Here is a 19,171-nt window from a genome sequence, read left to right on the forward strand (position 1 = left end):
ACAAGGACCCCACCGTGCCTACCCCCGGCCTGCCCCCCACCTTCTCCATCGCTTCCATCGATGCCCAGCGCGTCGAGGAGGCTCTCGCCCGGATCGGGCCCAAGTGGACCACCTGGACCGCGATGACCCTGGCCCAGGCGAACGGCCCCGTGCGCGTCCGCGACGTTGCTGCGCAGCTCCCCTTCGTCAGTGAGCAGTTCGTCGGCAAACGGCTGGCCACGATGCACGCTGACGGACTGGTGATCCGCGATGACGACCGGCGGGGCGGGCCGTACCGGCTCAGCGCGCTCGGCACGTCTCTGGCCCCCGTCCTGCGCACGGTGTCGGACTGGTCCCGCACCCACCTGACACAGGAACCGATGGCCGAAGCCGAGCGTGTCGAGGACGCGCTGCGCCGCTTGCACCTTCGGCACTCGACCACTGTGATCCAGGCCCTCGACTCGGCTGACGGCCAGATGCGGTTCGTCCACATCGCCGAGGCGGCCGGCCTGGACAACGGCCTCGCACGGCAGCGACTTGTCCGGCTTCAGGCCGATGGCCTGGTCACGCGGACCGGCTCCCGGCACGGAGACCCTTACGTGCTCACCGATGCCGGCCAGGCGTTGGGGGCCGTCTACGCCAGTGTCGAGCACTGGAGCCAGCCCTTCGCACTGCGAGGTGGAACAGCGCCACCGCGTCCGGCAGCGGCAGCCATGCGCACCCACGTCGGCATCCCGCTGGGGGCGGGGGCCGACGGCGCCCGGACCGCGGCGGCCCTACGACGGAGCGCCGCCGCGTCGAACGTCATGTTCAGCCACGCGCCACAGCAGCAACCGCGGGTGTCGGCGGCCGTGACCGCTCGGTCGGCACCGGGCCGGGGCCGGTGAGGGGAGTGAGAACTAGTACTCCAGCCGGACTTCGGTGTATGTCCTGGTCAACGGCTTGAGCGTGGGGATTTTAGCTGGATGGTGCCGGGTGCGGGGCGGGTTCGCCCGGCCTGTCCCGCGAACGGATGACCGCGCCGTGTGTAGTGACAGCGGCGGGCCCGGGCCTGGTGTCGGCGGCGCCAGCTTGACCAGTTCATCGCATGGTTGCCCTGTCGAGCAGGAGGTCGGCGGGTAGTTGCCAGTAGACGGCGGATCTCGGCCGGGGTGAGGTCCACGAGGTCGGGTGTGTCGTTGCCGGCTCCCCCTTTTGGCGCTCTTGGGCGGCGGTGACGGCGAGGAAAGCGTGGGCGAGCATGGCGAGGGTGATGTGCCGGTGCCAGCCGATGTAGCGGCGGACTTCGTACTGGTCCAGGCCGCATTCGTTCTTCGCGCTCTGGAAGCACTCCTCGATCTTCCAGCGGCATCCGGCGACCCGAACGAGATCGGCGACGGTGGCGTCCAAGGGGGCGGCTGCGAGGAAGTAGGCGAGTTCGTCGGGCTTGGTGATGCTGCGGCGGGCGAGCATCCAGCGTTGCCGGGTGGGTTCGTCGCCGTCGAACTCCCAGACCGCCGGCAGGCGGGCGGCAGCCCAGTCGTAGAGCCGAGGCCCTTTGGCGCCGTCGCCGCAGGAAAGCCGCTGCCATGCCTCGTCGGGGGCCTGGCCGATGAGGTGGTCGATGCGAGGGCCGTGGACCTGCTGGGACTTCGGCACCGCCAGGACGTAGGACAGGCCGGCGTCTTCCAGGAAACGTCGGAAGCGGGAGTCCTGTCCGTAGGCGGCATCGGCCGCTACCCAGGCGACGGGCAGGGGGCCGGCCTGCGCTCGCAGGACCATGGTGCGGGCCAGCTCGTTCTTGGTCGCGAACGGGCGGTGCTCGGGTATGCGGGCTGTGCGGCAGCGTTCGGGGTCGTCGGTCCAGGACTTGGGGAGGTAGAGCTCGCGGTCGACGAGAGCGTGGCCGCGGGTGGTGGCGTAGGCGGCGAAGACGCCGATCTGGCAGTTCTCGGTGCGGCCGGCGGTGCCGGAGTACTGCCGTTGCACCCCGGCTGAGGTGGTGCCCTTCTTGACGAATCCGGTGTCATCGATGATCAGGATGCCGTCGTCGGTGCTGAGGTGTTCGGCGACGTATCCCTGCAGGTCGTCGCGTATCCCGTCGGCTTCCCAGCGGCTTTTTGCCAGGAGGTGCTGCAGCCCGTGAGGGGTGGGGTGCCCGGCGAACTCGGCCAGTTGCCAGGAGTTCTTGCGCCCCACGGGCCCGAGCAGTCCTCGCACGTAGTCCCGCATCCGGCGTCTGGGCTCGACGCGGGGGAAGCGGTGCCCGATCCGTAAGAAGAGTTCTTCAAGCTCTTGTTCCCACACGGAGGCGGGGGCGTCATCGATCATGTGCGATGGCTGTCCCCGCCGCTGTCACTACACACGGCGCGGTCATCCGTTCGCGGGACAGGCCGGGCGAACCCGCCCCGCACCCGGCACCATCCAGCTAAAATCCCCACGCTCAAGCCGTTGACCAGGACATACACCGAAGTCCGGCTGGAGTACTAGAGGCCACCTGCCGCCGGCACGGCATCCGCGTGCGCTCCGGCGGCTCCCGCCGCTGCATACGCGGATCCGTTCTCCTCCTTCGCTTCCGGAGACTCGACCGTGTACGCCCCTGATGACCCGACCCGGTACCAAGAGGTACTGGTCAGCCCCATGTATCTGGCTGGTTCCAACGGGACCGGTGAGGCTGGCTTCGCGCCCGTCGCTCACTGGCCCCATCAGTACCTCGATGAGGGCCCCTGCCAGCTCCTCGTGACCTCTCCCGACCAACGTATTCGGATCGGCTGGTTCGGCGACGACTTCGAACTGTGGAAGATCAGTGCAGCCGAGGACGCCTTCTCGACGCCTCGCTGGACGGCGACGTTCAACCACGTCACCCCGGCCGAGATGGTCGCCGGCCTCACCGCCGCACTGGTCCAGGACTACGACGAAGCCATCGCCTCAGACACCCCCGGCCGCTTCTTGACAGGGTCAACCGTCCCCTGGAGGGACACCGTCCGGCCGCTGACCGATGCCGGGTGGAACCTTGACGGAGCTGCTGAACTCGGCACCGTCGAGATCATCGCTCCTGACGACCAAGCGGGCATCCTTATCGATCAGCGCGGCTACGGCTCCGACCGCACGACCGTCGAGCTGTGGGCGGGCCCACCTGGTTGGGGCACTCGCGCCGAAGCGACCTTCACGGCCCGCACCCCATCCCACTTGATCGCCTCAACCGCCGCTGTGATGGCGAAGTCAACTCCGGTGGTCCGCGAGCGCCACCAAGTCGACCGGCGGATGCAGCACTTGGTCACCATGACCCCTGTCGCTTCGGCCACGCCGATCGCCGAGGTTCAGGTCCCGCGCGCTCCGACTCCGCTGGACGTACGCCGCACCGCGGTCACCCAGGCCGTACACCGTGCCGCGCGGGCACCACGCACAGCAGCCGACCTCCGGGTGATGGCCGCGCAGAGCCGCTCCACGGGGGCGGCGCAGAAACGGACGCGACACCCCGCCCCCTCGGCCTCGGCCCAGCTGCCGGCCAACTCGTCAGCGCCACGGTTTGGCCGCTGACTCCCGCGCTCCAGAGGGAGCTGCACTCTGCCCCCGGCCGTCCCTGCACACAGTGATCGAGAACGCCTGGGGTCAGCCGCTCAAAGTCCTTGAGGGTCTAGCGGATCGCTGCCCCAACGAGGATCCTCTCCTGAGCTGCGTCATCCAGACCCGAACGGCTCTGGCCATGACGGACAAGGCGGTAACCGTCCACCAAGACCGTCTGCACGCCCTGTCCCGGCATGGATACGTGCCGGACTTCTACGAACTCGACCGGATCACTACAACGGCGGTCAGCCTCCGCGTCGCCCACGCGGAGAGTCTTGCGTACCTCCAGGCAATCAACTGCGTGGTGGAGGCTCGGGAGGCCGCCACTCCCGAGGTTGAGGCACCGGCGGTTCGGCTGGCTCAGGCCGCTGTCGCCCGCTCCGGGCGGACTCGGCACGCCCCGGGGGCCGTGCCCGAACCGACCTCTCCGGCGGCGTTCGTAGGGCCGTCAGCGCCCACAATGGGGCCCCGACGTTGAACGCTTAGCTCCGATTCCCGTCGCGGTGGCCCTCTTCGGCCCGAGGGCCTACCGCACGGGCCAGCTCCTCCACCGTCAGCTCCACGCGCCGGCCTCCGGCGACCCGGCGCTCCACCGTCTCCTGGTCCGGCCACCGGTCGGGCTGAGCGCCGACTCCCCACTGGCCGTCGGCGACCATCGCGATGTCGCCCACGGTCCAGGGCCGTCCGGCGGCGCGGATCTTGCGTTCCAGTCCGGCGCCGTCCCAGTGTCTGCTCGCCTCGGCCATCCCCTGCTCCCCTTCACCGACGTGCGGTCCCTCACCGCAACCCAGGTAGGACAACGGCGGTCGCCGATCCATTCCCGTCCCGCCGACCGCTCGCTGGTGGTTTCCAGTTCGCCCACGGCAGACGGCATCCCCGGGGAAACGACTACGCACTTCGGCATGCTGCATGCCAACGTTCAGGTGTCGGCAAAACCCCAGGTCAACGAAGGGATCGTCCAACCGTGAACGCCTCTGCCGCCCTCCTGCCCGCCGTCGTCCGCCCCGCCGTTGAAGACCTCACTGGCTCTCCTCCGACCACTGCGCCGCTCCGGTGCTCGACCTCTTGGACGCTCTCGGCTGGACGATCGCCGAGACCCCGGAGGCCAACATTCACATGACCAGCCCGGAAGGCGGCGTCTACGTCGGCTGGCTTCCCGAAGACCCCTCCGCCTGGGCGCGCGAGATCGTCTGGCGCGTCCAGGTGCTGCCCGCCGACGGCGAGGTATGGGTCCAGGAGTTCGGCGTCCACACCCCTTCCGAGGCCGTCGCCGGATTCCTCGCTGCCCTCGTCACCCACTCCTCGCGCTGACCGCCGGACCACAGGGTGGGCCGACGACGGCCCGCCCCGTGCGCCGCGCTCGTTCCGGCCCCGTCCCCTCACACTGCTCTCGGAGTTTTCCTTGCCTCAGTATCTGACCGTCGGCCACCTGCTCCGCCAGCTCCAGGAACTCGACCCCAACCTGCCTGTCCGTCTCGCCATCAACCCCGACTTCCCCTTCGCCCACTTCGTGGGGGCCGAGGTCGTCGTCCGCGACGGCAAGGCGTACATCGCCGATGACGGTCAGGAGGACTACCTCCCGGTGGGGGCGCGCGATGCCCTCACCTGGGCTTGATCGCTTCCCTACCACCACGGAGGCTTCCATCTCGTCCTCTCGCGCCCCGCGCCTCGTCTCGCGCTGCACGATGTCGCCGTGCGCCCCATGCCGGACGGCGTGCACAGCGCGCTCCTCCAGCGCATCTCCACTCGCCCCGACGGCCCCCTCGACATCACCTGGCTCGCTGCCGAAACTCCCCAACTTCCCCTCGGGCGCATTCGACTGCGCTGGGAGCCCGCCTCGCGCAGCGGCTGGGACGTCACGACGTTCCTGGGGCTGACTACTGCCGAGGTTGCTCCTCGGTTCCTGGCCCGCCGTCCCGGACGACTGGCCGCACCTGGTCCGTCCGACCCTCTACGAGATGACCGGCCTGTGCGCCGCCCTCGCTTTCGCCACCGACGCCCTCGACCTCTCGAACCGTCTCGCCGGAGTCTGACCGAGGAGCGCTTGAGGCCGCCCCATGCCGCTCAGGCAGGGGCGGCCTCATCGTACGGCTCGTCTTCGGATGCCGGGCCCCTTCGCGTACGTCAGGGCGCGCTCAGCCCCGGATGGAGACGCGGGTGCCTCGCATACGGACTGAGTCAGGCGGCGGGCTCCTCCAGCGCCACCACGACCATCACCGGAAGATCTGTGTCCTGCTGGATCACGCCAGCAGTCAGGATCCGGGCGTCAAGGGTCCACTTCTTCACCGTAATGAACTCGTCCCTGTCTGCCTCCGTCGGCTCGGCCATGGTGAGGTGGCCGGCAAGCGGGGACTCCTCGATCTCGGGGAGGAAGTCGGCCAGCGCTTGATCCCCCTGCTCGTAGACAGCCTCCAGGTCGTCGAAATAGCCCGACTCGTCGACGTCGCGGATCCAGACGGCGAACGAGACGCTGACCGTCCCACTGGTAAACGTCTGGATCCAGGCCCCGATGCTGCCCTTGTCCCACGACGTCTCCACACCGTGGCGGGGTTTACCTCCGGGAGTCCACTCCTGGGCCGAGAATCGCGCCGCCGCGCCCTCAGCAGTCAGGGGGGCGAGGCCCCGGAGCTCTTCCAGCATTGCGATCACTGCAGCCATGAACTCATTCCACTCATGCCGTTGCCGGGCACGTGATACGCCTTCAGCTGCCCGCTGGCATAGGCCTCGGGGAAGGCCTTGGACAGCACTTCGTTCACATGCGCGGCACCCCATTCGTTGGACACCATATAGCGGACCCCCTTGCCTCCGAGATCCTCGTTGAGAGCGAGCAGCTTGTCGGTCTGTGCGGTGAGCCGGCCCTCGTTGTAGTACTTGAAGTCTGGGTTGTACGGGGACTTCTCCCATTCGCCGATTCTGTCACCGCCGGTCCACTTCGCCTCTGTGATCCAGCCGTCCCGCGGGCCTCCGTCGACGTGGACCTCTCGGCCATCTGGCAGGATCCACTGCTGCTCGTAGCTCTGATCGGTGACGAGCCGCTGGTATCGGAACGAGGCGCGTTCGAGCAGCTTGTCCGTCAGCCAGCCCACGCCTTTGAACTGCGAGTACGGCGACAGGCCGAGCGGGTCGCAGACGGTGAACGGGTTGTGCACATAGGCGACCGGATTCGGCGCGGGGCCGAGGCCGAGGGGGTCCGGGGAGGTGTAGCGCCCGGTCTCCGGGTCGTAGTGGCGGAAAAGGTTGTAGTGAAGACCGGTCTCTGGGTCGTAGTACTGGCCGGGGAAACGCAGTGGGGTGTAGGCCGTGCTGGAACGAGCCCATGCGGTGGTGCCCCAGAGGGTGCTCCTCGCGCGCCAGGCGATCTCGCCGGACTCGTCGACCAGCGCGGCGGGTGTTCCCACGAGGTCGGTGGCGATGGCGAAGAACCGGCGGTCGATCTCCTCCTGACGGCTGTCCGGAGTGAGGAGGCGCTCCGTCTGGGACAGTGGCACCAAGCCGCGGTGGTCCCAGGTGAGGGCGACCACGTGTGAAAGATCCGGTGTGTGGACGGTCTGTTCGCACAGCGTGGAGCCGTCCCAGGTGAAGCGGACCTCCTCTGCGACACTCTCGCCGTCGTCGGCCAGGCGCTGCTTTGCCGTCCGGCGGCCCAGCGGGTCGTAGCGATAGCGCCAGCGGGTGCCGTCGGGGGTGACCACGGAGGAGAGACGGTCCTCGGCGTCCCATTCGTAGCGCCAGGTGTCGGGCTTGCGTGAAAGGCGGGTTTTCTGGCGCAGGGTCACGCGGCCAAGGGCGTCGTGTTCGAAGCGGACGTTGCCGGCCCTTGTGACGGAGGTTCCTGTATAGGAGCGGGGGCCTGTGGCGTCGTGGTCGGGATGGGAGGCCGGCCAGGACGCCTCCGCCTGATTGCCGGCGGCGTCGTAGGCGTAGCGCTCGGTCCATCCTTCTGCGTGGACAGCGGTGACCCGGCCGGCCGGGTCCAGATCGAATGCGCGGGAGCCCGACAGATCGTCGGTCACGGACGTGAGATGGCCGTCGGCGCGGTGGGCGTAGTGACGGTGGTTGAGTGAACGGCCCTCGATGGTCAGGTGCTGGGCGCTGATCCTTCCGGCCTCGTCCCAGGCGGAGGCAAGGCTGAGGGAGCCCCCGAAGACGCGCTCGAGTTCCCGGCCGGCCGCGTCGTGAGTGAAGGCTATCTCGCATCCGCCGCTGGTTATCCGGGCGGCACGGCCGGCGGCGTCGTAGCCGTACTCGGTGACCGCGCCGGTAGGGGTGATGCGGCGGGCCCGGCGGCCCAGTCTGTCGTAGGCATAGTTCATGGCGCGGCCGTCGACGAGTTCGGTCTTGGTCCGGCCGCGCCGGTCGTACGTGTAGAGGATTTCGCTGTCTGGTGCGGCAGCGTTCAGCAGGCGTCCGGCCCGGTCGTACACGTAGGTGGTCACCTTGCCCGCCACGTCCTTGCGGACCGCTTGGCCGAGCTGGTCGTAGGTGTAGGACACGGTCCGGCCGAGGGCGTCGGACCGGGCGGTGAGCTGCCCGGCGGCGTCGTACCGGTAGGTGCGGGTACGACCGTCGAAGTCCGTCTCGGAAGCGAGTCGTCCGGCGGCGTCGTATGTGTAGCACCAGGTGCCGTGCGGGCCGGTGACCCGAGTCAGCCGCAGGTCCGCGTCGTGCTCGAACGTGTAGCGGGTACCGTCGGGCTCTATTCGGGCGGTGAGCAGGTCGAAGTGGGTGTAGTCGAAGCAGGACATGCCGTCGGTCGGACCGGTATGGCTGAGGGGGTTCCCCTCGCCGTCGTACGTCCACGACTCGGTGGAACCGTCCGGGGCGATACGGCGGGCTAGATTGCCGTCCTCGTCCAGGACGACCCGGGTGACGCTACCCATCGGGTCGACGGTACGCACGATCCGGCCCAGAGCATCGCGTTCCAGGCGGGTGGTGCCGCCGGCCGGGTCGGTCACTGCCACCGGCAGCCCCGCTGCGTCGCAGCGCACGGTGGTGGTGGCGCCGAGGGCGTCGGTGACGGTGGTCAGCCTGCCCCGGCTGTCGTAGGCGTACCGGGTGGTGGCTCCGGCCGGGTCGGTGACGGCGGTGCGGTTGCCGTGCTCGTCGAATTCCTGGAGCCAGCGGGCACCGTCCGGCCCGCGGAACTCCGTGGACAACCCCGACGGGTCGCGCGCGGTGCGCAGTTCGCTGCCGTCGGGGCGGGTGACGGCGAGCAGTCGACCGTCCTCGTCATGGGTGAAGGCCGTGGTGCGGCCCAACGGATCAGTGCGGGTCAGGGTGTTGCCGCGGGCGTCGTAGGTGAGGCGGGTGGTGTGGCCGAGCGGATCGGTGGTGGCCACCACCCGGCAGTGGCGATCGATCTGGTGCCGGGTGGTGTGTCCGCCGGCCGTGGTGAGGCTGGTGGTGCGGCCACCGGTCTTCGGGTCGGGTTCGGTGTAGGTGAGGGTGATCTGGATGTGGCCGGCCTGACCACCTTCGGCGATGACGCGGTCGCGGTCGTCGTATGTGTAGTCGTAACGGCTGTTGTTGGAGTCGACCCAGGCGGTGACGCGGCGGCGGTTGTCGTGGACGAATGTGGTGGTGGCACCGGACGGCTTGACGACGGTGGTGAGGTTTCCGTCCTCGTAGCCGTAGCGCATCAGAGGCAGGTCCTCCCCGTTCCTTCCCGCTCCTGCCAGCGACAGGGCCGTGACCCGGCCGTCGCTCACCGCGACGGTCACCCGGCGGCCTGCAGAGCTGGTCAGGGCGAGCGGAGTGCCGTTTTCGGTACGTTCCACGGTCCACCAGTTGCCGTGGCGGTCTTCGACCCGGTCCAGCCAGGCGTCGCCGTCGCCGCCCGGTTCGCTGTCGGCCGGGGCGGTGAAGTGCCGGACCAGGCCCGTACTGGGATCAGTGACGGTGTAGTCGCCTTCCGCTTCACGGGCCAGCAGTGTGCGGACCGTCCCGGACTCCGGGGTGGTCGGGGTACCTGGGGCGGGGTGAGGATAGGAAATCAGGAGGCCGTCGGCGGTGACGTGGACGACGCCGGACGCGTCGATCTCCAGGCGCTCGTCGACAGTGGAGGTCCACGAGAGACCGAGGAACCTGCCTACCAACAGGCCGGACTCGGTGCGGCGGGTGAAGACCAGCGGCAGGGTGCCCGGCAGCACCAGATCGGTCTGGGGCAGGAACATCCGGCCCGAGGCGAGGTCGACCGGGTCGGTGCCTGAGACCACGCGGTGCCCGTCGGGGCGGTTGTGGGTGCCGTCGGGAACGTTGTCGAGCAGCCTCCGGGCCCGGGAGGCCTTGGCCGCGTCCACGGCGAGGCGGACACCCTTGACGACGCCCCCGCCCCCGCCGGTGGCCACGGTCAGTGCCGCGTCGGGCAGCAGCCGACCGAACCCTTCCGCGGGGTCCTTCATGAAGTCGCTGATCATCTGCTTGCCGGTACCGACCGGGTCGTTGGCGGCGACCAGCAGGCCGGCGGCAAGACTGTTGAGGCTGGTGGCGTACTCGGCGGGGTGGGTGATGTTGTACGCATCCAGCGGATTGATCCCCCGGACGAAGTTCACCAGCCCCGCGGTGCCCTTGATGACGCCGGCGCCGACGTGGTCGTTGATGATCTGCAACTCCTGCAGGCCGTCCCCTACCTGCTGTGCGTACGAGGGCTTGTCCGGGGCCGTGTCACGGGCGGAACGGACCGCGCTCCGGGCGGTCTCCGCGGCAGCGTTCCGCTGCTCGCGAGCCTGGGCGAGGAGTTCCTGCGCATCCCGCATCAGGGATTTGCCCGGGTCATCGAACGTCGGCGCGGGACAGGGCGGCAGAGTGCTGGGGTTGCGCTGCTCAGGGGCCTGCGCGTTGTAGCGGTCGACGGCCTTGTTGTAGTCGTCGATCCGCTTGCGGTGTGCGTCGGCCGCTTCCTGAGAGGCCTTGGCACCTTCCTTCCACACGTCAATCGCCGTCTGCGCCTGGTTCTGTGCCCAGGTGACGGTGCCGGCGTACGCCTCTAGCGCGGCAGCCGCCTTCTCACAGGCATCGGCACCGGTGAACCACTTCGGCGGTTGGGTACTTACCGCGGTGCGCAGCGCGTCTGCTGCCTCACCCTTCAGCCGCGAGGAGTCGAGGCCCTTCAACCCGCCGCCGGCGTCGTCGAACGCTTTCTGGAATGAGCGGAGCTGCCTCGCTGTAAAACGGATATTGCCGGGGCTGCCGTAGACCAGCTTGGTCTTGTCCTCGGTCTGCCCAAGGTCCATCTCCTCGACCTCGGCGCCCATCCGGTTGGCCACCGAACGCGACTGCTCCCGCACCCAGTCCGAACCTGATTCCCAGCCAACGTCGTCCAGCCGGTCCGCTGTCCAGTTCCCGGCATCCTCGACCCGGTTGCCGGCCCACTCGACACCGTCCTCAACCACGTCCTCGACCGAGTCCGGCGTGATGTCCCTGATGAAATCCCCGACGCCCATCCTCAGCCGCCCCCGCCCGTGTCCGAGTCACCCTGTTGTTGTGCCTGCTGGGCGCGTTCCTCGGGTGACGGTCCGAACGTGTCGTCCAGCGCCCGGTCCCACTGGCCGTCACTGAGGCCGAGCTCGGACTTGAGCCGCTCCGACTGCCGACCGCCCTGCCCTTCGGTAAGAACTGTGCGTCCGGTGTCCTTCCAGGTTTGCTCCATGTCCTGGCCGGCCTTCTCGAACGACTCGGCGCTCCAGTCCGGGTCCAGGTAGTCGGGAGTGAAGATGTCACCCCAGTTCTGCTGGGTGATGTCCTCCTCACTGGCATGCGGGTTGCCGCCCATCACGGCATTGACGCCGACCTTCAGCGAGCCCTCGACGTACTGGTCGTGCTCCCACTGTGTGCCCGCCGCCAGCCCGAGACGCGACGCGAGCTCGCTCGCATCGCTCACCAGGGCACGCACGCCCCACTCCCACCGCTCGCAGAAATCCTCGAAGTCCACCGAAAGCCCGTGGTGCCCGGCCTCCATTCCCGTCATGGCCAGACCCGAGAACCCCTTGCCCATCACCGACCCGGTGGCGCCGCCGAGTTCGCCGAGCTGATCGATCGTCGCGCCCACGCCTTTTGTGAACTTCGCGACCGACGCCTGGTCGAAAGCCAGGTTCCCTTCGTCAGTGCCCATGGCTGCGCACTTTCTCCGGGCCGCCGGCGTTGACTGCGACGCTGTCCGGGACAATTCCGAGGACCGGCGGGAAGAACATCGCCCCGTCCTCGTTGGCGATGTCCACTGCGAGTCCGCCGGGCTCGCCCAAGGCCGGCACGATCTCGTCCACGATCCGCGCCCCGAGCAGCGCGACGTAGTCCATCAGACAATCACCAGGACCGTGGTGAATGGCGAAGCGGGCCAGCGCCGCATCGTCCGTGAACGCACAGATCCACCGAACACCGCCCGATCGGGCGCTCCACAGACCGGGCCCCAACGATGGGACCAGGAGAACCGCACGTCGCATCTCACCCACCAACGCCTGCGCATTGCCCACTCCCGCCCTTTGCTCGGATATTCGTTGGGCGAGCATCGTCCTCGGCTGTCCCACGCGTTCCCCCTCGTTTTGGTCGACTGATGCCCCGTAGATTAGGACGAGTGTGCGGGAGGCGTGGTTCTCCCTCGTCCATGCGCCCCGCCCACCAACCTCATGGACATTGACACCTCCCGTATGTCCCGCCGAGACGGTGGAGAGGGACCGGCGCCGACCTCCGAGGACAAGACGTCCCCTCCTCTTGAGTACGGGAGGGGTCTGTACGGTGAAGCCACGGCGGAGGAGGCGATCCTCCACGCGGCTGGTACGAAGGCCATGTCCAAGATGAGGACGAGCGCCGGGTACGACTTTTACAGCAGGCTATTCCAGGACACCGAACGCGGCTGACCGCACCTGAACGCCGAGGAGCGCCACCGATGCGTCGGTGGCGCTCCTCGGCGTTGGTCTCTTGCTCGCCTACCCCACGTAGATGCCAGCGAAGGCGCCGTCGAAACCGAGCGCGATGAGGCCCTCCTCGACGCTCGGGTAGGTCGTCCCGTGGGGTCCGCCGACCAGGGCGTCGAAGTCAGCGCGGCTGATTTCGGGGTCGAGCCACTGGTTGCCGCACCGACAGCGGATCCAGACGCTGCGGCCGTGGTTGATGAGCAGCCAGTCGCGTCGGGCACGGCAGGCGGAGCACATCACGGGGATGCCGCCGAGAGCGAGTTCGCGTGAGTGGCCGACGCAGCGAATTGCCCCGGGGCCGTCGGCCGACCGCGTCTCGGCCTGGAGCTGCAGCAGGGGGTCGGTACCAGTGGGCAGGACGGGTGCCGGCTCCGTGGTGCGGGTGGTGGTTCTGAGCACGAGCGTCATCTCCCGGTTGTCGGTCCTGTCTTCATCCGTAACAGCCGGTGGAACCGGCTGCCCATACATTTCGCGGTGTCCGCTCGGCCGGTGGTCTACGTCCGGTTCGACGTGGTCAGCGACGTGTCGAGCGGCGGTTGGGGTCTTGAGCAGTTCCGAGCGGTACGGCTGCCGTCGCGTTTCGTTCACTGGTGCGACTGCTCGGCGTGGTGGCCTGGCGGGTGGCGGCCTGCGGACGACGGGCACCGTCACCCGGGTGTGCCGGGAGCTGGGCGATGCGCCGCAGGCGCCAGACCAGGACGTCGTTCACGTCATCGGCGCTGTCGAGTTCGCGCATGTCGATGGCCTGGCGCAGGAGGGCTTCGGAGTCGTGCCCTGCCCGCTCGGCCTGGGCGAGGGTGGCGACCAAGGCGTCGGTCCTCGCTTCCGTGCCTCCCGCCCGTACGACGTTCTCGGGCAGGACGGCGCGAAGGGTGGCCTCGTGCATGAGTCGCTGGGCGTCAGGAAGGGCACGGCCTTGATCGTGCAGCATGCGCATCGGGGTGGCGGCGGCCTGCCGGTAGGCGGTGCGAAGGTGCGCGGCGGCTTGTCGGGAGGCGTGGGCCTGCTGGGCGTGTCCGCGGGCGGAGTGCCAGCGGGCGGCGGCGAGGGTGACGAGGACGAGGGTGGAGACGAGCATGGCGGTGGCGCCGCCGTCCTCGCCTCGGCCGAGCGCCCCGCCGGCCTGGACAATGCCTCGGGCGGCTGAGCGGAGGGCTCGGGTGTCGGCGCGTTCGGCGCGGACATGACTGCGGGTTGCCCGTTCGAAGGCGCGAGCTGCGGCGGCCAGCTCGGCGCGGGTCGTGACCGGTGAGGTCTGGGCCACTGCGTCGAGGAGTTCTCCGACGCCGACGAGCTGGGGGGCGGCCTCGCCGTCCTCGTCGCGTTCCAGGAGCGTGGCCGAGTGCTCTGCGATGACGGTGGCGTTGCGTCGTTGGCGGGCGGGCGGTGACCAGTTCGTCCGGTCAGCGCCGACCGCGGTCGCGCTCGGCTCGGCGGCACCGTCGGCGAGGCGTAGTCGGATCTTCGGAAGGGAGAGGTCGGGGGCCAGTTTGGAGCCGGGGTACCAGACCGGGTCTCCATCGCGGTTGCGGTCGCCGGGCAGGGCCACGTTGTAGCCGAGCGCGTCACCGGACGGTGCGTGCCGCAGCTTCACCCGTACCCCCGCTTCTCGAAGCCGCGTGAAGAACTCCTCTTCCGAATCCGCTCCCGCCACGGCTCGGCGGACGGCCTCGCGGAGTGTCTCGCGTGCGGTCTCCGGGCGGCCGGTGCGCTCGGCCTTGAACTTCTCGGCGCTGCTGGGATTCTTCGCTGCGGTTCCGTCGCCTGCGTTCAGGCGCCGTAGGCCCATCTTCTTCTCGATGCGGCGGCATTCGGCCTGGGCCTTGTTGAAGTCGTAGTTCAGGCGTGGGTTGCGCAGGTCGCCGCGTACGAGGGTGGCGACGATGTGGATGTGGTCTTCCGCGTGGCGGACGGCGATCCACCGGCAGCCGTCGGGGTCTCCGGCCGGGGCGATGCCGGTGGCGTGGACGATGCGCTGGGCGACGGCGTTCCACTCCTCGTCGTCCAGCCGCCGGTCCCCGGGGGCAGTGCGGACCGAGCAGTGCCAGACGTGCTTGGCGGGTGCGCGGTCGCCGGCCTGCTTGACCCGCAGGTCCAGGGCGGCGGTGAGCCGGGTGAGGGTGACCTTCGGGTCGGGGTCGCGGCCGGGGTCGGGGGCGAAGCCGTCCCAGGAGCCGACGAGGTGTGCGTCGGTGTGCTCCTCGCGCCGCCCGGGGCCGTACAAGTAGACGAGCAGGCCGTGGGTGCGGGAGCCGCGTCCGATGTCGGGAACCATCACAGCCGCCGGGTCACCAGGTCGTTCGCCGCGTCATCGACGCGGGCGAGAAGTCCGGTCAGCGCGCCCAGCGCGTGTTCGAGTTCACCGGCGCGCGGCTGGCCACCGCTGTTGAGGACGAAGGCGATCTGGTTGATGTTGTTGCCGATGCGGGCCAGCGCGGCGCGCAGAGCGGCGAGTTCGTCGATGGCGGTGTCGAGCTGGTCGTTGCTGCGCACGGCGGCGTGTCCGCGGGCGGCGCTCAGGCCGGCGGTGGCGAGGAAGCAGGCGACGGTGACGCCGCACTTGGTGGCGGCGTCAGCGATCTCGGTCTTCTCGGTGTCGGAGAGGCGGGTGGTCGTCTTGCGGGTGCGCTCGCTGGGGTTGCGGGTGCGGCGGCGCGGTTTGCGGTCGGGGTAGGCGGGCGTGCTCGGGCGCGGCTGCTCGCGGTGGTCGTCGCGGTCGGCTTCTCCCCCGGTGACCGGCGCCCCCTGGTGACGGTTGCCCGGCTGGTCCCCGTGCGCCCTCGCTCGGGGACCCGCCGGGCTTCCCGCGCCCTCCTGGGCGGGGGCAAGTGCGTACGTCGGGCCGTAGGACCGTCGTACGCGATAGCTTGCTCCGCCAGGAGCCGTGGTGGGGTCACGCTGCTGTCCAGCGGAGGTGGCCACCGGGTCGTTGGTGTTCACCGGCTCGCCTCCGGGTCCTGCTGCTGGATTTCGCGGACGAGTTCCTCGATCCAGTCCATGGCCAGGACGGGGTGGTGCAGGGTCCAGGGCCGGTTGTGCTGCTCGCGTTGCACGATCCAGGTGGTGTCGGGGCCGGACTGGGCGCGGTGGAGGTGTCCGTGCTGGTGCAGGACGGTCAGCCAGGAGTCGACTTCGGCAGGCGTGGCCGGGTGAGTGCGCATCGGGTGCTCTCAGCTTCTGCTGTGGCGGGATGTGTCGGTGACATGCGGAGTGGGTGACCGGTCGGGGTGACCGGCTCGGTCACCCACTCCGTGGAGGTTCGGTCAGGGCCGAGAGGAAGTGACCGGCTGGCGGTGCTGCTCGCGCAGCTGAGCCATCAGCGCGGTCAGGGTGTCGCTGGACAGCGGGATCCGCTGACCTCGGATCGCCTGGGCGACCACCTTGCGGGTCAGTTTGTCCTCGGCCCTGACCGCCGACCGGGCGATCGCCAGCAGCTCCTCGGTGTCAGGGTCAGGACGCCGGTCACCAGTCGGCCGAGCGGCCCGGTCAGTGACCGGCGGCGGGGTGACCTGCGGGGCACTGACCGCCGCCGGGCTGTCCTGGTCATCACCGACCAGGGCCGCACTGCTGGGGCGGTCAGTGACGGTCCGGCCCTTGTCCGCCTGTCCCGGCAGGTCAGGGGCACCGTGGCTGCGGTTGTGGTGGTCGGTGACCGACTGGCCGCTGGTCGCCGGGGTCGCGTGTCCGGTCACTGACCGGGCGGCGGTGTCCTCGTCAGTCGGGGACAGCGGCAGCCGGTCGGTCAGAGCGGTGACCGACTGACCGGACGTGACCTGACCGGCCGCTGACCGCTGCTGACCGGCTCGGTCGGTCCGGGTGACCTCGATGGCGTCGCTCCGGTCGGTCTGACCGAGGTGACCGGGCTGATCGAGGTTCTGCCGGCCAGAGTCCTTGACCGGGCCCCGGGCAATGAGGATGTAGAGGTGGACCGCTCCGGCCAGTGCGAGCGGGGCGATGGTGGAGAGCACCGCGACCACCGCGTCACCGAGTTGGAGGCCAGGGCCGGTGACCGTGTCCTGGTTGATGCGCACCGCGTGGAGTGCGTTGGCCCAGATGCTGGCGGCGGTGGCCGTGCCGAAGAGCGTCCAGACGTAGAGCCGGGCGCGCAGGGGTGCGTTGCGCAGGACCAGGAGGGCTCGGATGCCGTAGGCGATGAACCCGTCGATCACGAGGGGGAACAGGTAGGTAAGGAAGCCTCGGATGTGGATGGCGACGGCCATCTGCTGCAGGGCGTCGTACGACAGCGCGCACCCCGCGCCCCCGAGCGCCACGACAGCCGCGCGGTCCCACCCGGATAGGTGCGCCGCCTTTGGCGGGCTCACGGTGTTCACGCCGCCCTCCCGAAGTCGCCGCGGCTCAGGCGCTCGTCGCTGATCTCGGGGGGCGAGGTATTCGTGGTGGGCTGGTTCAGGGTTCGGTTGCGCTCGGCCCGGCGGATCTCGCGGTACCGCTTCTTGGCATGCTCCTCGGTGACCTTCAGAAGCCAGGCCAAGCGCTGCGCGGACACCCCGTGACGGTAGGCCGCGTGTTCGACCGCGCGGCGCTCCGCGTGGGTGAGGTGCACGTCGTGCCCGGCGACTGTGTCGTTGACGCGGCTGTAGTCGAGGCGGCTGGCGAGCTTCTCGTGCAGCGGCCCGCGTTCCTCTTCGGTCAGTCCGCCCCGGATGCCTTCGGTGTCGCCGCCTTCCAGGGCAGCGTCCAGGCAAGTGCGGCGAACCGGGCATTGGACGCACAGCGACTTCGCGGCGGTGATCTTGTCGGTCTCGTCGGGCTCCGGAAAGAAGATCTCAGGGTCCACCGGGTTGTGCTCGGTGCTCTGACAGACTGCGTGATCCTGCCAGGTCTGGTCGCCGAGGCGGCGGTGGCGGGCAGGGCTGACTGAATTGGTGGTCATGCGGATTGCTCCGATCGCTTTCCGCGCGCAGAAACGCGGGCGGAAGCATGCACTGAGTCGGGAGGTGCATGGGGCGGCGCACTGAGGGCGCGGCCCGGCGTGGCGGCCTGCAGGGGGTCAGGCTGCGGCGCGGTGTCGTCTGCGGTCGACCGGCTCGAACTCGACCCGAGTGGTCATCTGCGCGAGCCTGCTGGTTACGCGGTCACCTAGGTAGGCCCGGAGGTCCTTGATCGCCAGGTTGGTGGTGATCAAGGTCGGGAGTTCGTAGTTGTACCGGCGATTGATGAGCCGGTATGTCACTTCCTCTACCCACTCGCTCGCCTTGGCCGCGCCAAGGTCGTCGATGATCAGCAGCGGGCAGCGGCTGACGGCCACCAACTCCCTTTCGCTGTCGACTCCTGGCCGGGGCCGCAGGTCGGCGTACAGGTCGGCGGCAGTGGTCGCGCGCCAGCGCACGCCGATTCCTCCCTGCACCAACCTGCGGACTGCGCCATAGGCCTGGTGCGTCTTGCCCGCCCCGACGACCCCGGCCATCAGCAGGCTGGGGCCGGTGGTGACCTGTCGCCGAGCTCCCCGGCTAGGCGCGACGGCCTGCTCGGCGACGTCACGAGCCCAGGCCAGGACCTGGGGATGGTCGGCGACAGCGGCCTGATAGCGCGGGGGCATTCCAGCCGACAGGGCGTCCAGCGGAGAGAAGGGTTCGGGCTCGTCCGCCAGTTCGCCGACGGCGGCGGGGTCGATGTTGCGGGCGGCCATGATCCGGGCCATACGGTCCAGGATGCCTTCGCTGCCGAGAGTCTGCGGTTCGCGGGTACGGGTGCGCATCACAGCTCCTCGGCGTAGGCGGCGGCAGCGTTGTCCGGGTTGGTCCACGCCTGGTGAGCGGGCACGTTAGGCGGGATTCCCGGCCGCGTCATACCGCCGGAGCGTGCGTTCATCGCCTCGTTGACCATGCTGGTCAGCACGCTCGGGTGCTTGGGGTTGGATGCGAAGTTCTGCAGCCCGGCCCGTATGTGCTCCGGGGCGATGCCCTCGCTGAGGAGCTTCTTGGCGATCCGCCCGAGGTGCCCGATCACGTCGCTGGGCGGACGCTCGTCGCAGGCAGCGACGTACTCGCCGACGAGCTGGTTGGCTGAGACTGTGGCTGCGGGCGCTGTGCGCCCCGTAGGGACAAGAGATCCAGGATCCAAGATCCTGGATCCAGGCGCCGAGCCCTCTCCAAGGCTTCGGGGAGGGTTCGGGGAGCCTTCGGCGGATGTGTTCCGACCTGCGCTTTTCGACGAAGCTCGGCTATGGGTGCCGGCCATGTCATCGCAGGCGACCTGCTCGACGGTGGGTGCGCTGTCGGCGGGGGTGTGGAGGGTAGCGACGGGTCGCGCGTGCAGATCGAGGGCTCGGGGAGCGTTCGGTGAAGCCTCCGCGAGCCTTTGAGGAGGGGTGGTCGACTCTTCGGCCCGCTTGGTGCAAGTCCCCTTGCAGGGGCCGCACCGGTCGGCACCGTGATGCCACGCACAGGAGGGCAGGCGAGACTGGCTCGGCTTGTCGATTTTCTGATGCTCCGACCAGGTCACTATGTGGAGGTAGCGGCGACCGTCGCACCCGGTGTATCGGCAGATCAGGTCGGCGTTCGCAAGTTGGTGGAGGTCGTCCTCGACGTGGACGGGAGTGTGCTCGGCGCGCAGGGGCCAGAGCAGCCCGGCGATGATCGCGGCGTTGTCGCGGTGGCGACCGTGGTCGTGGGGCGGGGGGTAAAAGGCCCCCCAAGGCCCCGCCCCCCCGCCCCCCCCATACGCGCGGGTCGCGGGGAGGAAATACACCCCCCGGAGTTTAAGAAAAACCCCCC

The 19,171-nt window shown here is 69.4% G+C and carries 18 protein-coding genes and 1 pseudogene; 5 read left to right on the forward strand and 14 right to left on the reverse strand.

Annotation, left to right across the window (positions count from 1 at the left end; genetic code table 11):
- Positions 1-14: 14 nt before the first annotated feature.
- On the forward strand, positions 15-866 hold the full coding sequence (locus ACFXOA_RS29325) for a winged helix-turn-helix transcriptional regulator (RefSeq protein ID WP_385034695.1): 852 nt from the start codon (positions 15-17) through the stop codon (positions 864-866).
- Between the two features lie 193 nt (positions 867-1,059).
- Here ACFXOA_RS29325 and ACFXOA_RS29330 read toward each other — a convergent pair whose 3' ends face one another.
- Entirely contained in the window at positions 1,060-2,289 is a 1,230-nt protein-coding gene (locus tag ACFXOA_RS29330) for an IS701 family transposase (protein ID WP_385034697.1), read from the reverse strand.
- Between the two features lie 309 nt (positions 2,290-2,598).
- Between ACFXOA_RS29330 and ACFXOA_RS29335 the strand changes: the two genes are divergently transcribed.
- A complete protein-coding gene (locus ACFXOA_RS29335; RefSeq protein ID WP_385034699.1) occupies positions 2,599-3,498 on the forward strand; it encodes a DUF317 domain-containing protein in 900 nt (299 codons plus the stop codon).
- 509 nt (positions 3,499-4,007) lie between these two features.
- Here the strand turns inward: ACFXOA_RS29335 and ACFXOA_RS29340 are convergent.
- The gene (locus ACFXOA_RS29340) at positions 4,008-4,271 is read right to left on the reverse strand and encodes a hypothetical protein (protein ID WP_385034701.1); all 264 of its coding nucleotides are present in this window, start codon (positions 4,269-4,271) and stop codon (positions 4,008-4,010) included.
- Between the two features lie 307 nt (positions 4,272-4,578).
- On the opposite strand from ACFXOA_RS29340, the gene ACFXOA_RS29345 reads away from it, so the two are divergent.
- The 3 genes from ACFXOA_RS29345 (at position 4,579) to ACFXOA_RS29355 (ending at position 5,558) form a co-directional block, all read left to right on the forward strand.
- Entirely contained in the window at positions 4,579-4,836 is a 258-nt protein-coding gene (locus tag ACFXOA_RS29345; RefSeq protein WP_385034703.1) for a DUF317 domain-containing protein, read from the forward strand.
- Between the two features lie 91 nt (positions 4,837-4,927).
- Entirely contained in the window at positions 4,928-5,140 is a 213-nt protein-coding gene (locus ACFXOA_RS29350) for a hypothetical protein (protein ID WP_030881926.1), read from the forward strand.
- Between the two features lie 274 nt (positions 5,141-5,414).
- Positions 5,415-5,558, forward strand: a complete 144-nt coding sequence (locus tag ACFXOA_RS29355; protein WP_385034705.1) for a hypothetical protein — start codon at positions 5,415-5,417, stop codon at positions 5,556-5,558.
- A 145-nt stretch (positions 5,559-5,703) separates the two neighbouring features.
- On the opposite strand, the gene ACFXOA_RS29360 is transcribed toward ACFXOA_RS29355, so the two are convergent.
- The 12 genes and pseudogenes from ACFXOA_RS29360 to ACFXOA_RS29415 form a co-directional block, all read right to left on the reverse strand.
- Positions 5,704-6,183, reverse strand: coding sequence for a hypothetical protein (locus tag ACFXOA_RS29360; protein ID WP_385034707.1), 480 nt, complete (start codon positions 6,181-6,183; stop codon positions 5,704-5,706).
- A complete protein-coding gene (locus ACFXOA_RS29365; RefSeq protein WP_385034709.1) occupies positions 6,171-10,967 on the reverse strand; it encodes a putative T7SS-secreted protein in 4,797 nt (1,598 codons plus the stop codon). The genes ACFXOA_RS29360 and ACFXOA_RS29365 overlap by 13 nt, the downstream gene beginning before the upstream one ends.
- Positions 10,968-10,969: 2 nt before the next feature.
- A complete protein-coding gene (locus ACFXOA_RS29370; protein ID WP_385034711.1) occupies positions 10,970-11,635 on the reverse strand; it encodes a hypothetical protein in 666 nt (221 codons plus the stop codon).
- Positions 11,625-11,963: an SseB family protein gene (locus ACFXOA_RS29375; protein WP_385034727.1), complete on the reverse strand. Its 339-nt coding sequence runs from the start codon at positions 11,961-11,963 to the stop codon at positions 11,625-11,627. The genes ACFXOA_RS29370 and ACFXOA_RS29375 overlap by 11 nt, the downstream gene beginning before the upstream one ends.
- Before the next feature lie 483 nt (positions 11,964-12,446).
- A complete protein-coding gene (locus tag ACFXOA_RS29380; RefSeq protein WP_385034713.1) occupies positions 12,447-12,842 on the reverse strand; it encodes a hypothetical protein in 396 nt (131 codons plus the stop codon).
- Between the two features lie 106 nt (positions 12,843-12,948).
- The gene (locus tag ACFXOA_RS29385; protein WP_385034715.1) at positions 12,949-14,709 is read right to left on the reverse strand and encodes a relaxase/mobilization nuclease domain-containing protein; all 1,761 of its coding nucleotides are present in this window, start codon (positions 14,707-14,709) and stop codon (positions 12,949-12,951) included.
- Positions 14,709-15,374 (reverse strand): plasmid mobilization protein, encoded by a 666-nt coding sequence (locus ACFXOA_RS29390; RefSeq protein WP_385034717.1) that lies wholly within the window; start codon positions 15,372-15,374, stop codon positions 14,709-14,711. The genes ACFXOA_RS29385 and ACFXOA_RS29390 overlap by 1 nt, the downstream gene beginning before the upstream one ends.
- A complete protein-coding gene (locus ACFXOA_RS29395; protein WP_385034719.1) occupies positions 15,371-15,595 on the reverse strand; it encodes a hypothetical protein in 225 nt (74 codons plus the stop codon). Before ACFXOA_RS29395 ends, ACFXOA_RS29390 begins: the two co-directional genes overlap by 4 nt.
- 102 nt (positions 15,596-15,697) lie before the next feature.
- Positions 15,698-16,765 carry a DUF2637 domain-containing protein gene (locus tag ACFXOA_RS29400; protein WP_385034721.1) on the reverse strand — a complete coding sequence of 356 codons (1,068 nt, stop codon included), beginning with the start codon at positions 16,763-16,765 and terminating at the stop codon, positions 15,698-15,700.
- Positions 16,762-17,328 (reverse strand): WhiB family transcriptional regulator, encoded by a 567-nt coding sequence (locus tag ACFXOA_RS29405; RefSeq protein ID WP_385034723.1) that lies wholly within the window; start codon positions 17,326-17,328, stop codon positions 16,762-16,764. The genes ACFXOA_RS29400 and ACFXOA_RS29405 overlap by 4 nt, the downstream gene beginning before the upstream one ends.
- A gap of 117 nt (positions 17,329-17,445) precedes the next feature.
- Complete coding sequence (locus tag ACFXOA_RS29410; protein WP_385034725.1) at positions 17,446-18,153, reverse strand: ATP-binding protein; 708 nt, start codon at positions 18,151-18,153, stop codon at positions 17,446-17,448.
- A pseudogene (locus ACFXOA_RS29415) lies at positions 18,153-19,064 on the reverse strand (hypothetical protein); the annotation flags it as partial. The pseudogene ACFXOA_RS29415 and the gene ACFXOA_RS29410, both read right to left, overlap by 1 nt.
- Positions 19,065-19,171: the final 107 nt, after the last annotated feature.

The organism is Streptomyces sp. NPDC059166, from assembly GCF_042755185.1.
Classification (GTDB): Bacteria; Actinomycetota; Actinomycetes; order Streptomycetales; family Streptomycetaceae; genus Streptomyces.